Raw genomic sequence first — 16,015 nt, forward strand, 5'->3', positions numbered from 1 at the left:
AAGGTCAAGGACATCAACAGCATCGGCATCTTCCTGGACTGGGGCCTGCCCAAGGACCTGCTGATGCCGTACTCCGAGGAAAAGCACCCGCTCAAGGTCGGTGATTACTGCGTGGTCCACGCTTACCTTGACAAGCGAACCCGGCGCATCACCGCGACCTCGAAGCTTGACCGCTATCTGGACAAGGCGCCGGTGGACTACAAGCCTGGGCAGCCGGTGCAATTGCTGGTGGCCGGGCAGTCGCCCATGGGCTTCAAGGCGATCATCAACAACCGCCACTGGGGCCTGATCCACAAGAACGAAGTGTTCGGCTTCCTGCGTTCAGGCATGCACGAGACCGGCTATATCAAGGAAGTGCGCAGCGACGGCAAGATCGCCCTGAGCCTGCAGCCGCCGGGTGCAGCCCTGGCCGTGAGCCTGCCGGAACAGATCATGGAGCGCCTGCTGGCCAATGACGGCGTGCTCAAGGTCAGCGACAAGAGCGACCCACAGCTGATCAGCGACATGTTCAGCGTCAGCAAGGGCAACTTCAAGAAAGCCATCGGCGCGCTGTACAAGGAAGGCCGGATCGTCATCCTTGACGATCGCATCGAGCGCAAGTGATCAGACCTGCACGAAGGTCTTGAAGTCGAGGTTCTCGCCGCCTGGGCGGATGTCGCGTAGCAGCGAGTCGCGGTCGGCGCTCAGGGCCAGGCTGATGGTCGAGCGGCGCTTGCCCGGATGACGCACTTCCAGCTGCTCCAGGTGCGCGCTGAGGAAGTTGATTGGCACCTTCAGGTGCTGCAGTTCATCGGACTCGGGGGAGTGCAGCAAGAGGTTGACCCAGTCGGGCTGGCCTTTGCGCAACAGCTTGACCGGGACCTCGAACCACCACAGGTTGCGCTTGCGGTCGAGAATGGCGAACAGGGTGTTGTCGCTGGTGAGCACCGGCCGGGCCAGCGTGGCGTTGCGCCGGGCGATGGCGGTGGGTTTGTCGAGTTTCATGCAGGTTCCTGCGGTTGACGCGTAAGAGACCCGACATTGTGCGGGGTGCGCATGATGCCGGGCAAGTCGGTTCGACCGCGACGCGAGACCAAGTCAGCGCCTGGCGGGCGTGCTCAACGCCGAAGTCGCGCCCTCGGCGGTGGTCACTGTCGTGGTAAAGCTGCGCAGCCCGGCGGCGTCCCCTATCTCGTAGTCGAACCGGCCCAGTCCTTGCGCATCGCTGGTCACCAGCACATCGCCCAGGTACTGCTCGGCCTCATCGCCACCTGCCGGGTTGCCAAACACCTCGACCCGCAGGCGACTGGCAGGCGGGCCCTGGACCTCACCCCGCAAACGTCCTGCGTCAATGCTGGTCAGCCGCGGTGGCTGCTGGTTCTGGTTAGGCAGTGGCTGGCAGCCGGCGGGCGCGCCTTGGGCGTCACAGATACTCGCCTGGTCCTTGAGGGGCAGATCGGCACCGATCCCCCGTGAGCCGACATAAAGCGCATGCGCCTGTGCCGGCACGCCGAAGACGATGGCGCCAGTGCGCTGCCCTGCCACGCAGGAGCCGCCGGCCTCGCAGCGGCGGATATCCTGGCTATTGCCCCAGATGCGGTTGGCCGACAGGCGCGTTCGGGTGATGCCTGGCTCAGGACGCAGGGCCACACCGATACGATTGCCGTGGATCAGGTTGCCATCGAGCATGTTGCCGTCACCGGTAATGCTGATGCCGATGGAATTGCCGCTGAACGTGTTGGCCCCCAGGTAATTCCGGTGGCCCCAGTTGATCTGCAGGCCGTCGGAATAGTTCTCGAAGCGGTTGCGCACCACGCTGTTGTCGTTGCCCAGCAGGATCTCGATGCCCTGGGAGGGCTCGGGGTTGGCGGGGGTCGAGCGAAACAGGTTGTCGGCGATCAGGTTGAACGCCGCGCCGCGGGTGAGTTCCAGGCCGTCGCCGTTGTCGATCAGCTGATTGCGAAGCACCTTGTTGTTCACCGTGCTGGTGGCGGTCGGATTGCCCTGGCCGTCGTCGCCGGTGAGCATGATCCCGGCCCCGCCCTTGTTGGCGATGATCCGGTTGTCCTGGATCACGTTGTGGCTGGCGCGGTTGACCAGGATGCCGATGCAGAAGTTGCGTATCTCAAGACCGCTCAGCACCACGCCTTGCGTGTCACGCAGTACCAGCCCCGGGCCCGTAGTGGTGCGGACATTGGTTCCGTACTGGCCGGGCACGGCACCGGGACAAGCGTGGGCACCTTGCCCTTTGATGTAGGAGGAGCCGTCGATGGCTACATACTGCCCATCGCGCGCCCAGGCGCTCCCGCTGATTTCCACCGGGCCTTTGATGGCGGGCAGTTCACGGGCGGGGCGGATGACATAAGGGGCGTCTCCCACCGCCTGGATCTCGATACGGTAGTGGCCAGGATTGCGGTTGTTGGTGTCGATGGCCCAGCGCAGGCTGCCGGGTTGCTCGTCATCGGCATAGCGGTCAACGCTCAGGACCTTGATGCCGGGTGATTGGGCCAGGGCGGACAGAGGAAGCAAGGGCAGCAAGGCTGCCAGTACGGGTGCAAGACGCATGGAGGATTCCGATAGCTGTTGTTTTTATCTGGCAGCATGGCTGCGCTTGGCCGGATTCTAGGGAAGCGCAGGGCCCTTGCGCAGGCGCGTTGGGGAATTCGGTGCGGTATTCGCACGCTGTTTACCGTTCGGCCCGTTTCGAAAAGAAAATGAAACTCTGGGCGCGCCGCGCGGGTCGATTCTTCGTCGGCACGGACAAGTGCCTTACCTTTCAGGAGAATTCCCATGAGTGGTACCAAAGACAAAGCCAAGGGCCTGGCCAACGAAGCGGTCGGCAACGTCAAGCAAGGCGTTGGTGAGGTTACCGGTAGTGAGAAACTGAAAACCGAAGGCAAGGCTCAGGAAATCAAGGGCGAAGCCCAGCAAACGGTCGGCAAGGTCAAGGATGCCGTCAAGAAGCCTTGATGCGTTGCCTGTACCCCTGACGGCTGCCTGCGGGTGGCCGTTTTTATTGCGCGCCTGATGAGCAGTCATGGCAGGATCGTGGTCTATTGGACTAATCCGCGTGCAAGCACGCATTCCCTGGTGATCGATCTGTCCTGATGACAGTCAAGCGGCGAAAGGAGACGCTATATGTTCCCGGTTCTGCAAGGCCTGCCCCTGCACCGTGTGCTGATTCGCACGGTCAATGAGTTTCTCGACGACGAGATGTCGACCTACGCCTCGGCGCTGGCCTATCAGATGCTGTTCTCGCTGTTTCCTTTCCTGCTGTTTCTCATCGCGCTGATCGGCTTCTTGCATCTGCCCGACTTCTTCTCCTGGCTGCGCCTGCAATCGGAGCTGGTGCTGCCGCCCCAGGCGCTGGACCTGGTCAATCCGGTCATCGACCAGCTGCAGCAATCGAAGGGCGGATTCCTTTCGGTGGGTATCTTCATCGCCCTGTGGACCGCCTCGGCCGCTGTGCGCCTGATGATGAGCGCCATGAACGCCGCCTACGACGTGCCGGAAGGCCGCCCCGTCTGGAAGCGTATCCCGCTGTCGGTCGTCTACACCGTCGGCATTGCTGGCATGATGCTGGCCGCCGCGGCGCTGATGGTGCTCGGCCCGCAGGTGATGGAGTGGATCGCCGCGCAGATTGGCGTGCAGGAGTTCATTGTCACGCTATGGACCATCCTGCGCTGGCCGGTGATCATCCTGCTGCTGATGATCGCGGTGGCGGTGATCTATTACGTCATGCCCGACGTGAAGCAGAACTTCCGCTTCATCACCCCAGGCTCTGTACTGGCCGTGGTCGTCTGGATCGTCGCGTCGCTGGGCTTTGGCTACTACGTCAAGACCTTCGCCGACTACAACGCCATGTATGGCAGCATCGGGGCGATCATCGTGCTGCTGCTGTATTTCTATATTTCGGCGGCGGTGCTGTTGCTGGGCGCTGAAATGAATGCGGTGATCGAGCATATGTCGGCCGAGGGCAAGGACAAGGGCGAGAAAGTGCCCGATCAGGGCGCCGCGCCCGAGAAGCACAAGACCGTGCTGGGCCACGACCAGTCGCAGACGCCCACCCCGCAAGCCTCCGAGATCTCGCCGCGATGATTCGCGATATTCTCAGAATGGGCGATGAACGCTTGCTGCGCGTTGCCCCGCCCGTCCCCGACCGCCTGATTGGCAGTCCCGAGCTGCAGCAACTGATCGACGACATGTTCGAGACCATGCGCCATGTCGGCGGGGTCGGGCTGGCCGCGCCGCAGATCGGCGTCGACCTGCAACTGGTGATCTTCGGTTTCGAGCGCAGCGAGCGCTATCCCGATGCGGAAGCCGTGCCACAGACGATCCTGCTCAACCCGGTGATCACCCCGGTAACGACCGAGATCGAGGACGGCTGGGAAGGTTGTCTGTCCGTGCCAGGCCTGCGCGGCGTGGTGCCGCGCTACCGGAATATCCGCTACGAGGGGCTAGACCCGCAGGGCCAGGCGATCAACCGTCTCGCTGATGGTTTTCATGCGAGGGTTGTGCAGCATGAGTGCGATCACCTGATCGGCCGGCTGTACCCGTCACGAATCCGTGATTTCTCGAAATTCGGCTACACCGACGTATTGTTTCCGGGCCTGGAACCTTCCGACGACTGAGCCCGTGCCAACGCTACCAGCGGTTTGCTGCGCTGGTAGCGTGCCAGGCGCTGAGCCAGCTCGGCGGGCAGCGTAACGGCCGTGTCGAACCCCAGTCGTTGGTAGAACCCTAGCAGGTCGGGGTGGCAGAACAGCCAGACGGTTTCAGTGCTCGGTGCCAGCACGGCCTCTACGAGCTGCGAAGCCGCTCGACGCCCGCGCCATGCCGGGGCCACGAACAGCCCGGTCAGCCACAACCCGCCCGGCACCTCGGTCAGGCCGAGGCCGGCGACGATAACGCCAGCGCGAGCCACCCACAGCTGGCCGTCGGGGCTGGCACGCATGCGTGAGCCGTGTTCGCGATAGAAGCGATCGAGCAGACCACGCTCGAGCCCGACCAGCGGGCCTATATGCAACGAGTGCAACGGGTGCAAGGCAGGCAATCTCCAGATGCTTCAAGCCGCGGTTTTTACATCGCCCGCCGCGTACTGTCGAGCGCTGTGCTTGATTGTTACGGTTCGAGCAACGGTGCATACCGATGTCTGGTCTTCCTGTTCGCAAGGCCAGGCGTAGACTGTATCCATCATTGATTGCTTTCAAGGCCCTTTCCCCATGAAACCACTCCTGATGCTTGCTCTGCTCGGCCTGTCCTCGCTCGCCCTCGCCGACGAGCCTCCCCCCGCCGGCAACCAGCCTGCGGTCCAGCAGTACGACTACTCGGTCAACCTCGACATCAAGCGCGTCATCAGCCTCTCGACCCTGCCCAATGTCTGCGAAGTCGTGCCGGCCACCATGACGTACGAGGATCACCAAGGCCAGATCCATGTCCTTGAATACCGTGCGATGGGGGAGGGGTGTGGGGAGGGTTGAGAGATCCTATGGTGCTTGGTAATTCCTGTGTGTGCCGGGCCGAGAGGTATGAGTAACCGGGTTGAAGACAGTTGCTCCCACAAATGCCCTGGCTGCGCCGGGCAGGGCCAGGATAACCGAGCTGGCCATGCCAGCTCTCGTGGCGGCGCATTACGACAATTCACCGGGCCGCTGTCGAAATCCCCCTGCGCCATTCGACCATTCCTGAACCCGCCGGAGCGTCCGGCGGCCAGTCATGGTGGCTTGGAGGGAAACCCATGAACACCACAGCCGAAAACGAAATCAGGCAGTTGATCGAACGGTGGGTCGAGGCAGTGCGCGAGCGCGACCTTGACGGCATTGCGGCGCCCTATGCGGACAATATCGTGGCGTTCGATGCCATCAAGACGCTGCAGTTCACGGACAAGGCCTCATACCGGGCTCACTGGGAAGAGTGCATGGGCTACTGCACCGGGCCGATGGTCTTCGAGGTGGCACAGCTCACGGTGCAGGCTGATGGCGATCTGGCGCTTGCCCACTGGCTGAACCGCTGCGGCCCGGCTGATGACCAAGCGCAGTGCGGATACATGCGCGCGACCGTCGGCTACCGGCGCAGTGGCGGAAAATGGCAGGTGATCCACGAGCACTGGTCAGCGCCTTTCGACATGGAAACGCAAAAGGCGTTGTTCAACCTCGAGCCTTGAAATCAAAGCGACGCCGCTTATCGCCAATCGCACTTTCCGCTCGCGCTGGAGACGACCATGAAATACCTGTGCCTGGTCTATTGTGACGAAGAGCTGCTGCACAGTCTGCCCGAGAGCCCCGCGGATGCGGAGTGCAGCGCCTACGCCGAGTCGCTGCAGGGTAGCGGGCGGATGCTGGCGGCCGAGGCGCTGAAATCGGTGCGCACGGCCACGACCGTGCGCCTGCGGGATGGGCAGATGAGCCTGACCGATGGACCCTTCGCCGAAACCAAGGAGCAACTTGCCGGCTTCTACCTGGTCGATGCCCGCGACCTCAATGAAGCCTTGAATATCGCCAAGGGCATCCCGGCAGCACGCGTCGGCAGTGTGGAGGTGCGTCCAGTGCGCGAGCTGCAACCCTGACAGACGGAGAACCACAACAATGAGCCTTGAACAACCAGGCCAGGGAGAGCCACGACACCTGTTATCCATCACCCGCTTGATCGATGCGCCGCGCAACAAGGTGTTCCGCGCCTGGACCGAACCCAGGTGGCTGCAGCAATGGTGGGGCCCCCACGGCATGACCACTCCTGAATGCGAGATGCAGCTGTGGGTCGGGGGCCTGCTGCGTACCTTGATGCGCGCACCAGATGGCACCGAGTACCCCAACCAGGGCGTATTCCTTGAAATCATCGCCCCGCGCCGGCTGGTCTTCACCGATGCCTTCACCCCAGGCTGGGTACCGTCTGCCCAGGCCTTCATGACGGCGGTGATCACCTTCGACGAAGAGTTCGGCCGAACGCGATACACCGCGAGCGCCTGGCACTGGAATGCCGCCGACTGCCGCGCCCACGAGGAAATGGGCTTCTACCGGGGGTGGGGCGAGAGCCTGGATCGGCTGGTCGAGGTGGTGACCAACCGGATGCCGGACTGATGTCCACCGACACACCGCTGGGCGACCAGGTAGAGGCCGTCTACAAACGCGATTCGCGGCGCATCCTGGCCACGCTGATCGGCCTGCTGGGCGACTTCGATCTGGCCGAGGAGGCCATGCATGAGGCGTTTTTCATCGCCATGCAGCGCTGGCCGCGTGACGGCATGCCCGACAATCCGCGTGCCTGGCTGGTGTCGACCGGCCGCTTCAAGGCCATCGACGCCCTGCGTCGGCGTGCGCGATTCGACCGCTCCCAGGCGCAGCTGGCCTTGATGCTCGATCAGCAGGCGCAGGACCCGAGCGAGGATCAGATGCTGGCCGACGACCGCCTGCGGCTGATCTTCACCTGCTGCCACCCTGCCTTGGCCGCCGATGCCCAGGTGCCGCTGACCCTGCGTGAGGTGTGCGGCCTGACCACCGAGCAGATCGCCCGTGCCTTTCTGCAGGCGCCCGCGACCATCGCCCAGCGCATCGTCCGCGCCAAGGCGAAGATCCGCGAGGCAGGCATTCCCTACCAGGTACCAGAGCTCGCCGAGCTGCCCGAGCGGCTCGACAGCGTGCTGCGCGTCATCTACCTGGTGTTCAACGAAGGCTACTCGGCGTCTTCTGGCGAAGCCCTGATGCAACAGGCCCTCAGCGATGAGGCCATTCGCCTGGGCCGCCTGCTGGTGCAACTGCTGCCCGACCCGGAGGCATCGGGACTGCTCGCGTTGATGCTCCTGCAGGCCTCGCGGCAGAAGGCCCGGACCGACGCGAGGGGCGACCTGGTCGTGCTGGACGAGCAGGACCGGCGGCTTTGGGACCGCACGCTGATCGAGGAAGGCTGCCGGTTGGCAGAGCAGGCCCTGCGCAGCCGACATTTCGGCGCCTATGGCCTGCAGGCGGCGATTGCGGCGGTGCACGCCGAGGCACCCAGTGCCGGGCAGACGGACTGGGCGCAGATCGTCGGGCTTTATGACGTGCTGCTACGCGGTTGGCCGTCGCCCGTGGTCGAGCTCAACCGCGCCGCGGCGCTGGCGCGAAGGGACGGCCCGCAGGCTGGGCTCGATGCCATCGAGGCCATTCTGGCCCGCGGCCAGTTACCCGATTACCACCTGGCCCATGCCGCGCGCGCCGAGCTGCATCGCCAGCTGGGGCATGCGGAGCAGGCCAGGACTGCCTGGCAGGAGGCGCTGGCGCTTGCCCGCCAAGGGCCGGAGCGGCGCTACATCGAACGCCGCCTGCGCGAGCTGGGGTGATCAGCCGGCGACGAAGTTCGGCGGGCTGACCAGCTCGACGGTCTGCTGCTTGCGTGGCGCGAGGATCTCGGCTTCGCCTTCGACCACCAGCTCATCGTTCTGGTTGTAGACATTGGTGGCGATGCGCACCTTGAACTTGGGCAGCTTCTCGAGGATTTCCAGGCGCACGGTCAGCGTGTCGCCGATCTTGACCGGCTTCTGGAAGCTCATCTTCTGGCCCAGGTAGATCGTGCCAGGGCCTGGCAGGGTGCAGGCCACCGCCGCGCTGATCAGGGCGCCGCTGAACATGCCATGGGCGATGCGCTCGCGGAACATGCTCTTGGCGGCGAACTCGGCGTCCAGGTGCACCGGGTTGTGGTCACCGGACATTGCCGCGAACAGCTGAATGTCGCGCTCTTCGACGGACTTGCTGTAAGTGGCGGTCTGGCCGACTTCGAGGGCTTCGTAAGGCGTGTTGGTGACCTGGGTCATGTGGGTTCCTTGATGTCCGGACTGGGTGGCAATCAACCTGTGACGCTTGCCGGTACGGACCGGATCACATCCGCCGTCGATCACTGGCGTTTTCATCTTCCGCGAACGGCACGCGCGGGCCCTGCAGCGAGGCATCGGCAGCAATACCATTCAGGATGTTAATGAGGGGCCGAGTCGTGTTTGCCACCCCTGGAAGACCTGCTAGTGTCCGGCTACGGACAGCTCAGGCAAGAGGACAATAATAAATGCACGCCGACTTCTGGAATGACAAACGCCCCGAGGGCGTCCCTTCGTCCATCGACATCAATGCCCACCGGTCGGTGGTCGACGTCTTCGAACGCGCCTGCAAGCGCTTCGCCGACCGCCCGGCCTTCAGCAATCTCGGGGTGACCCTGAGCTACGCTGACCTTGAACGTCACTCCGCGGCCTTCGCCGCATACCTTCAACAGTACACCCGACTGGTGCCGGGCGATCGCATCGCCGTGCAGATGCCCAACGTGCTCCAGTACCCCATCGCCGTGTTCGGTGCCCTGCGTGCCGGTCTCATCGTGGTCAACACCAATCCCCTCTACACCGAACGCGAGATGCGTCACCAGTTCAAGGACTCCGGCGCCCGTGCCCTGGTCTACCTGAACCTGTTCGGCCAGCGGGTGCAGACAGTGCTGCCCGCCACCGGCATCGAATACCTCATCGAGGCGAAGATGGGCGATCTGCTGCCGAAGGCCAAGGGATGGCTGGTCAATACCCTGGTCGACAAGGTGAAGAAGATGGTCCCGGCGTTTCACCTGCCCCAGGCGGTGCCATTCAAGCAGGTGCTGCGCCAGGGCGGGGGGCAGGCGATAACCCCCGTCAGCCTGGGCCTGGACGACATCGCCGTGCTGCAGTACACCGGCGGCACCACGGGCCTGGCCAAGGGTGCCATGCTCACCCATGGCAACCTGGTGGCCAACATGTTGCAGGTGCTGGCCTGTTTTTCCCAGCATGGCCCGGATGGACAACCGCTCATCAAGGAGGGGCAGGAGGTGATGATCGCGCCCCTGCCGCTCTACCACATCTATGCCTTCACCGCGCACTGCATGTGCATGATGGTCACCGGCAACCACAACGTGCTGATCACCAACCCCCGCGATATTCCCGCTTTCATCAAGACGCTGAAGCAATGGCGGTTTTCCGCGCTGGTCGGGCTCAACACGCTGTTCGTCGCGCTGATGGACCACCCGGGTTTCAAGACGCTCGACTTCTCGGCCCTCAAGGTCACCAACTCCGGAGGCACCGCGCTGGTCACCGCCACCGCCGAACGCTGGGAGCGCCTCACCGGCTGCCGGATCGTCGAAGGCTATGGCCTCACCGAGACCTCGCCCGTGGCCAGCACCAACCCCTACGGTGACAAGGCTCGCCTGGGAACGGTCGGCATTCCCGTGGCGGGCACCGCCTTCAAGGTCATCGATGACCAGGGCGTCGAGCAGCCGCTGGGGGAGCGTGGCGAACTGTGCATCAAGGGCCCGCAGGTGATGAAAGGCTACTGGCGCCAGCCCGAGGCGACCGCCGAGGCCATCGACGGCGACGGTTGGCTCCGGACCGGCGACATCGCGGTGATCGACCCCGATGGCTTCACCCGCATCGTGGACCGCAAGAAGGACATGATCATCGTCTCGGGTTTCAACGTGTACCCCAACGAGATCGAGGAAATCATGATGGGTCACCCGCAGGTGGCCAACTGCGCCGCCATCGGTGTGCCGGACGACCGCTCGGGGGAGGCCGTCAAGCTGTTCGTGGTTCCGCGTGAAGGCGGCGTGAGCATTGACGACCTCAAGGCCTACTGCAAGGCCAACTTCACCGGCTACAAGGTGCCCAAACACATCGTCCTGCGTGACGCCCTGCCGATGACGCCGGTGGGCAAGATCCTGCGGCGGGAATTGCGCGATGCTGTACAGGAGCAGGGGTGAATCTCATTTTGTGACCGGAATAGATTGCGCGGTCTATTTGGTGACTGCGCGGCCCCTTGGGGCCCTAGGCGCCCCTTGGCAAAGCTGCTACTCTCGGCCCGCTTTCGGGAGAACCGGGTGCGACAAACCGTTAATCCCTATCAATAATAATCGCATCGATGCGATGAAGAATTCGCTGTGCTGAAGGAGTGGGCTTCCATGATCGAACATTTTTGGAAGGATAAGTACCCAGCGGGGATTGCGGCGCACATCGATCCGGATGAATTTCCGAATATCCTGGCGGTACTGAAACAATCCTGCCAACGCTTTGCCGATAAACCGGCCTTTAGCAACCTGGGCAAGACCATCACCTACGGCGAGCTCTATGCCCTGTCGGGCGCGTTCGCCGCCTGGCTGCAGCAGCATACCGACCTCAAGCCCGGCGACCGGATCGCCGTGCAACTGCCCAATGTCCTGCAGTACCCCGTGGCCGTTTTCGGCGCCATGCGCGCCGGGCTGATCGTGGTCAACACCAACCCGTTGTACACCGCGCGCGAACTGGAGCACCAGTTCAAGGACTCAGGGGCCAAGGCGCTGGTGTGCCTGGCGAACATGGCGCACCTTGCCGAAAAAGTGGTGCCCCGGACCCAGGTCAGGCACGTGATCGTCACCGAGGTCGCCGATCTGCTGCCGCCGCTCAAGCGCCTGCTGATCAACAGCGTCATCAAGTACGTGAAGAAGATGGTGCCGGCCTACCACCTGCCCAGGGCCGTGCGCTTCAACGATGCGCTGGCCAAGGGCAAGGGCGCGCCGTTGACCGAGGTCAGCCCGCACGCCGACGACGTCGCGGTGCTCCAGTACACCGGCGGTACCACCGGTGTCGCCAAGGGCGCGATGCTGACCCATCGCAACCTGGTGGCCAACATGCTGCAGTGCCGGGCGCTGATGGGCTCCAATCTCAAGGAAGGGTGCGAGATCCTCATCACCCCGCTGCCGCTGTACCACATCTACGCGTTCACCTTCCATTGCATGGCCATGATGCTGATCGGCAACCACAACATACTGATCAGCAACCCGCGTGACCTGCCAGCGATGGTCAAGGAACTCACGAAGTGGAAGTTCAGCGGCTTTGTCGGCCTCAACACCCTGTTCGTTGCCCTGTGCAATAACGAGACGTTCCGCAACCTGGACTTCTCGTCGCTGAAAATAACGCTATCCGGTGGCATGGCATTGCAGATGAGCGTTGCCGAGCGCTGGAAGGCGGTCACCGGCTGCGCCATCTGCGAAGGCTACGGCATGACCGAGACCAGCCCGGTGGCGGCGGTCAACCCGGCCGAGCAGAACCATGTCGGCACCATCGGCATCCCGGTGCCCTCGACGCTGTGCAAGATCATCGATGACAGCGGCAATGAGCTGCCGCTGGGCGAGGTGGGCGAGCTGTGCGTCAAGGGTCCGCAGGTGATGAAGGGCTACTGGCAGCGCGAAGAAGCCACCGCCGAGATCCTCGACAGCGAGGGCTGGCTCAAGACTGGCGACATTGCCCTGATCCAGCCCGATGGCTACATGCGCATCGTCGACCGCAAGAAGGACATGATCCTGGTATCGGGCTTCAACGTGTACCCCAACGAGCTGGAGGACGTGCTGGCCGGCTTGCCTGGCGTGGTCCAGTGCGCGGCGATCGGGGTGCCGGACGAGAAGTCGGGTGAGGTGATCAAGTTGTTCATCGTGGTCAAGCCCGGCATGACCCTGACCAAGGAGCAGGTGATGGAGCACATGCGCGCCAATGTCACCGGCTACAAGGTGCCGCGCCACATCGAGTTCCGCGATGCGCTGCCGACCACCAACGTCGGCAAGATCCTGCGCCGCGAGCTGCGCGATGAAGAGATGAAAAAGCTCGGGCTGAAGAAAATCGCCTGAACCTGCTCTCCTGAACCTTGCGGGGCCGTTCGCGGCCCCGACGCCTGCGCTGTTCCCGCCCCCTCCCGGCATTCCTTGCTTGCCCGCTCCACCCTGCGCCTGGGGTGTGTGCCGTGGCCAGGCAAATCTGCGACAATCGCACCCCTGCAAATACCGATCATGAAAAAGCAGGCTCACCTGCGCAACCAGAAAGCCCGATGACAGATCACGCGATAGACCAGCTGCTGAAAAACCTCGATCACGCCATGATTGCCGACCGCCATCGCTTGCGCCGGCAATTGCATGACTTGCGCAAGCGCCCGGACGAGGCGCGCCTTGCCCAGTGGGTCGAGAAGGTCCAGGCCTCCTGCGCCCAGGTGGCCGCGCGCGCGGCCAGCGTGCCGCGCATCCGTTACGACGACAGCCTGCCGATCGCGGCCAAGCGTGACGAGATCAAGAAAGCCCTGGAAGCCAACCAGGTGCTGGTCATCGCCGGCGAGACCGGGTCGGGCAAGACCACCCAGCTGCCGAAGATCTGCCTGGAACTGGGGCGCGGCCAGCACGGCCTGATCGCGCATACCCAGCCGCGGAGGATTGCCGCGCGCAGCGTTGCCAGCCGTGTTGCCGAAGAAATCGGCACGCCCTTGGGCGCGCTGGTCGGCTACCAGGTGCGCTTCGAGGACCAGAGCGACGCCAACACCCTGGTCAAGCTGATGACCGACGGCATCCTGCTGGCCGAAACCCAGCATGACCGCCTGCTCGAACGCTACGACACGATCATCGTCGACGAGGCCCACGAGCGCAGCCTCAACATCGATTTCCTGCTGGGCTACCTCAAGACCCTGCTGCACCGCCGGCCTGAACTCAAGCTGATCATCACCTCGGCCACCATCGACCTGGAGCGCTTCTCGAAGCATTTCAACGACGCGCCGATCATCGAGGTGTCCGGCCGCACCTACCCGGTCGATACCTGGTACCGGCCGCTGGCCAGCGAGCAGGACGAGGAGGGCAACCAGGTCGAGGATGACCTCACCGTCGACCAGGCGATCCTCGCCACGCTCGACGAGATTGCCCATCATGAGCGGCGCGAAGGCAAGGGCCCTGGCGATGTGCTGGTGTTCCTGCCCGGCGAGCGTGAGATCCGCGATGCCGCCGAGATCCTGCGCAAGGCCCAGTTGCGTCACACCGAGATCCTGCCGTTGTATGCGCGGCTGTCGCCTGCCGAACAGCAGCGGATCTTCCAGTCCCATCCCGGCCGGCGGGTGGTGCTGGCGACCAACGTCGCCGAAACCTCGCTGACCGTGCCGGGCATCCGCTACGTGATAGATAGTGGCACCGCGCGCATCAGCCGCTACAGCTACCGCGCCAAGGTCCAGCGCCTGCCGATCGAGGCCGTGTCCCAGGCCAGCGCCAACCAGCGCAAGGGCCGTTGCGGCCGGGTCGAACCGGGCATCTGCGTGCGCCTCTACAGCGAGGAAGACTTCAACGCCCGGCCGGCCTTCACCGACCCCGAGATCCTGCGCACCAACCTGGCCGCGGTGATCCTGCAGATGCTGCACCTGCGCCTGGGCGCTATCGATGCCTTCCCGTTCATCGAGCCGCCTGATGGCAAAGCCATCAGTGATGGCTTCAACCTGCTGCAGGAGCTCTCGGCGGTCAACCGCGAGAACCAGCTCACCCCGCTGGGCCGCCAGCTGGCGCGGCTGCCGGTCGATCCGCGGCTGGGCCGCATGCTGCTTGAAGGCGCGCGCCTGGGCAGCCTGCAAGAGGTGCTGATCGTCGCCAGTGCCCTGTCGGTGCAGGACCCGCGCGAGCGCCCACCGGAGCGCCAGCAGGCCGCCGACCAGGCTCATGCCCAGTGGAAAGACCCGGACTCGGACTTCGCCGCCCTGGTCAACCTGTGGCGTGGTTTCGAGGAGCAGCGCCAGGCGCTGACCGCCAATCCACTGCGCAACTGGTGCCGCAAGCAGTTTCTCAACTACCTGCGCCTGCGCGAGTGGCGCGACGCCCACCGGCAGTTGAGCCTGATCTGCCGCGACCTGCAACTGACGGTCAACAAGGACCCGGCGGACTTTCCCCGGCTGCACAAGGCGATTCTCAGCGGCCTTCTCAGCCAGATCGGCCAGAAGACCGAAGAGGGCGATTACCAGGGCGCGCGTCAACGCCGCTTCTGGGTTCACCCCTCCTCAGGCATCGGCCGCAAGCGTCCGCAGTGGGTGATGGCGGCCGAGCTGGTCGAGACCACCAAGCTGTACGCGCGCATGGTCGCCAAGATCGAGCCCGACTGGATCGAGCCCCTGGCCGGTCACCTGATCAAGAAGAATCACTTCGAGCCACACTGGGAGAAGAAGCGCGGGCAGGTCGTCGCGTTCGAGCAGATCACCCTGTATGGCCTGATCCTGGTCGGCCGCCGGCCCGTTCATTACGGGCCGATCGACCCGGTGGTGTCGCGCGAGCTGTTTATCCGCGAAGGATTGGTGGGCGGCGAGATCCAGTCGCGGGCCAAGTGCCTGGCGGCCAACAAGCGCCTGCTCGAACAGCTCGATGAGCTCGAAGCCAAGGCCCGCCGCCGCGATATCCTCGCCGATGAAGAAACGCTCTACGACTACTACGAAGAACGCCTGCCCGCCGAGATCCACCAGACGGCGACCTTCGACAGCTGGTACCGCACGACCAGCCAGCAGGATCAGCAGCTGCTGATCATGCGCGAAGAGGACGTGCTCGCCCGCGAGGCCAGCGAGGTGACCGCGGCCCAGTATCCGGACAGCCTGCGGGTGGGCGAGCTGAGCCTGCCGCTGAGCTACCACTTCGAGCCGGGCCACCCGCGTGATGGCGTGACGGTGCGGGTGCCCGCGCCGTTGTTGCCAAGCCTGCCGGGCGAGCGTCTCGAATGGCTGGTGCCAGGTCTGCTCGAGGCCAAGTGCATTGCGCTGGTGCGTAACCTGCCCAAGGCGCTGCGCAAGAATTTCGTGCCCGTGCCCGACTTCGTCAAGGCTGCCCTGCAGCGCCTGAGCTTCGGCCAGGGCGCCTTGCCCCAGGCCCTGGGCCAGGAGCTGTTGCGCATGACCGGCGCGCGGGTCAGCGACGAGGCCTGGGAGGAGTCCATCAACGCGGTGGAAGGGCACCTGCGGATGAACCTCGAAGTGGTCGATGGCCAAGGCAAGTTCCTCGGCGAAGGCCGCGACCTGGCCGAGCTGACCGCCCGTTTTGCCGCCGCAAGCCAGGCCGCCCTGGCCGTGCCGCGTGATCACAAGCGCGACCAGCCGGTGCAGGCCAAGGCGTTTTCCGAGGTGGCGCAGGTTGCCCAGCAGAAGATCGCCGGGTTGTCGCTGACGGTTTACCCCGCCTTGGTCGAGGATAACGGCACGGTCAAGGAAGGGCGCTTCTCGACCCAGGCCGAAGCCGAGTTCCAGCATCGCCGCGCCCTGCA

The 16,015-nt window shown here is 64.1% G+C and carries 16 protein-coding genes; 12 read left to right on the forward strand and 4 right to left on the reverse strand.

The annotated features are described in order from the left end of the window. Window positions 1–603 (forward strand): CvfB family protein (locus tag VJS90_RS14585; RefSeq protein WP_324122352.1); only part of this gene is annotated, 603 nt, incomplete at its 5' end. Here VJS90_RS14585 and VJS90_RS14590 read toward each other — a convergent pair. After that, the gene (locus VJS90_RS14590; RefSeq protein WP_324122353.1) at window positions 604–984 is read right to left on the reverse strand and encodes a hypothetical protein; all 381 of its coding nucleotides are present in this window, start codon (window positions 982–984) and stop codon (window positions 604–606) included. A gap of 93 nt (window positions 985–1,077) precedes the next feature. Then, window positions 1,078–2,544, reverse strand: a complete 1,467-nt coding sequence (locus VJS90_RS14595; RefSeq protein ID WP_324122354.1) for a right-handed parallel beta-helix repeat-containing protein — start codon at window positions 2,542–2,544, stop codon at window positions 1,078–1,080. Between the two features lie 225 nt (window positions 2,545–2,769). On the opposite strand from VJS90_RS14595, the gene VJS90_RS14600 reads away from it, so the two are divergent. From VJS90_RS14600 to def, 3 genes are all read left to right on the forward strand, one after another. Beyond that, on the forward strand, window positions 2,770–2,949 hold the full coding sequence (locus VJS90_RS14600) for a CsbD family protein (protein ID WP_324122355.1): 180 nt from the start codon (window positions 2,770–2,772) through the stop codon (window positions 2,947–2,949). Window positions 2,950–3,117: 168 nt separating this feature from the next. Then, the gene (locus VJS90_RS14605; protein WP_324122356.1) at window positions 3,118–4,077 is read left to right on the forward strand and encodes a YihY/virulence factor BrkB family protein; all 960 of its coding nucleotides are present in this window, start codon (window positions 3,118–3,120) and stop codon (window positions 4,075–4,077) included. Then, on the forward strand, window positions 4,074–4,610 hold the full coding sequence (gene def / locus VJS90_RS14610) for a peptide deformylase (protein ID WP_324122357.1): 537 nt from the start codon (window positions 4,074–4,076) through the stop codon (window positions 4,608–4,610). Before VJS90_RS14605 ends, def begins: the two co-directional genes overlap by 4 nt. Here def and VJS90_RS14615 read toward each other — a convergent pair. After that, window positions 4,565–4,933: a GNAT family N-acetyltransferase gene (locus tag VJS90_RS14615; RefSeq protein WP_324122367.1), complete on the reverse strand. Its 369-nt coding sequence runs from the start codon at window positions 4,931–4,933 to the stop codon at window positions 4,565–4,567. The genes def and VJS90_RS14615 overlap by 46 nt on opposite strands. 268 nt (window positions 4,934–5,201) lie before the next feature. Between VJS90_RS14615 and VJS90_RS14620 the strand changes: the two genes are divergently transcribed. The 5 genes from VJS90_RS14620 to VJS90_RS14640 all read left to right on the forward strand — a co-directional run bounded on the left by VJS90_RS14620 (window position 5,202) and on the right by VJS90_RS14640 (window position 8,293). Beyond that, window positions 5,202–5,459 carry a DUF2790 domain-containing protein gene (locus VJS90_RS14620; protein WP_324122358.1) on the forward strand — a complete coding sequence of 86 codons (258 nt, stop codon included), beginning with the start codon at window positions 5,202–5,204 and terminating at the stop codon, window positions 5,457–5,459. Between the two features lie 257 nt (window positions 5,460–5,716). Then, window positions 5,717–6,142 (forward strand): YybH family protein, encoded by a 426-nt coding sequence (locus VJS90_RS14625; RefSeq protein ID WP_324122359.1) that lies wholly within the window; start codon window positions 5,717–5,719, stop codon window positions 6,140–6,142. Window positions 6,143–6,199: 57 nt separating this feature from the next. After that, complete coding sequence (locus VJS90_RS14630; RefSeq protein WP_324122360.1) at window positions 6,200–6,544, forward strand: YciI family protein; 345 nt, start codon at window positions 6,200–6,202, stop codon at window positions 6,542–6,544. A 19-nt stretch (window positions 6,545–6,563) separates the two neighbouring features. Next, complete coding sequence (locus VJS90_RS14635; protein WP_324122361.1) at window positions 6,564–7,055, forward strand: SRPBCC family protein; 492 nt, start codon at window positions 6,564–6,566, stop codon at window positions 7,053–7,055. Then, a complete protein-coding gene (locus tag VJS90_RS14640; protein ID WP_324122362.1) occupies window positions 7,055–8,293 on the forward strand; it encodes an RNA polymerase sigma factor in 1,239 nt (412 codons plus the stop codon). The genes VJS90_RS14635 and VJS90_RS14640 overlap by 1 nt, the downstream gene beginning before the upstream one ends. Here the strand turns inward: VJS90_RS14640 and VJS90_RS14645 are convergent, their stop codons facing one another. Then, a complete protein-coding gene (locus VJS90_RS14645; protein ID WP_324122363.1) occupies window positions 8,294–8,764 on the reverse strand; it encodes a MaoC family dehydratase in 471 nt (156 codons plus the stop codon). A 245-nt stretch (window positions 8,765–9,009) separates the two neighbouring features. On the opposite strand from VJS90_RS14645, the gene fadD2 reads away from it, so the two are divergent. From fadD2 to hrpA, 3 genes are all read left to right on the forward strand, one after another. Further along, window positions 9,010–10,710, forward strand: coding sequence for a long-chain-fatty-acid--CoA ligase FadD2 (gene fadD2 / locus VJS90_RS14650; protein WP_324122364.1), 1,701 nt, complete (start codon window positions 9,010–9,012; stop codon window positions 10,708–10,710). Between the two features lie 198 nt (window positions 10,711–10,908). After that, on the forward strand, window positions 10,909–12,606 hold the full coding sequence (fadD1, locus tag VJS90_RS14655; protein ID WP_324122365.1) for a long-chain-fatty-acid--CoA ligase FadD1: 1,698 nt from the start codon (window positions 10,909–10,911) through the stop codon (window positions 12,604–12,606). Between the two features lie 197 nt (window positions 12,607–12,803). Continuing rightward, window positions 12,804–16,015, forward strand: a 3,212-nt coding sequence (hrpA, locus tag VJS90_RS14660; protein WP_324122366.1) for an ATP-dependent RNA helicase HrpA, incomplete at its 3' end; no start/stop codon positions are given.

The organism is Pseudomonas sp., assembly GCF_035277045.1.
Classification (GTDB): Bacteria; Pseudomonadota; Gammaproteobacteria; order Pseudomonadales; family Pseudomonadaceae; genus Aquipseudomonas.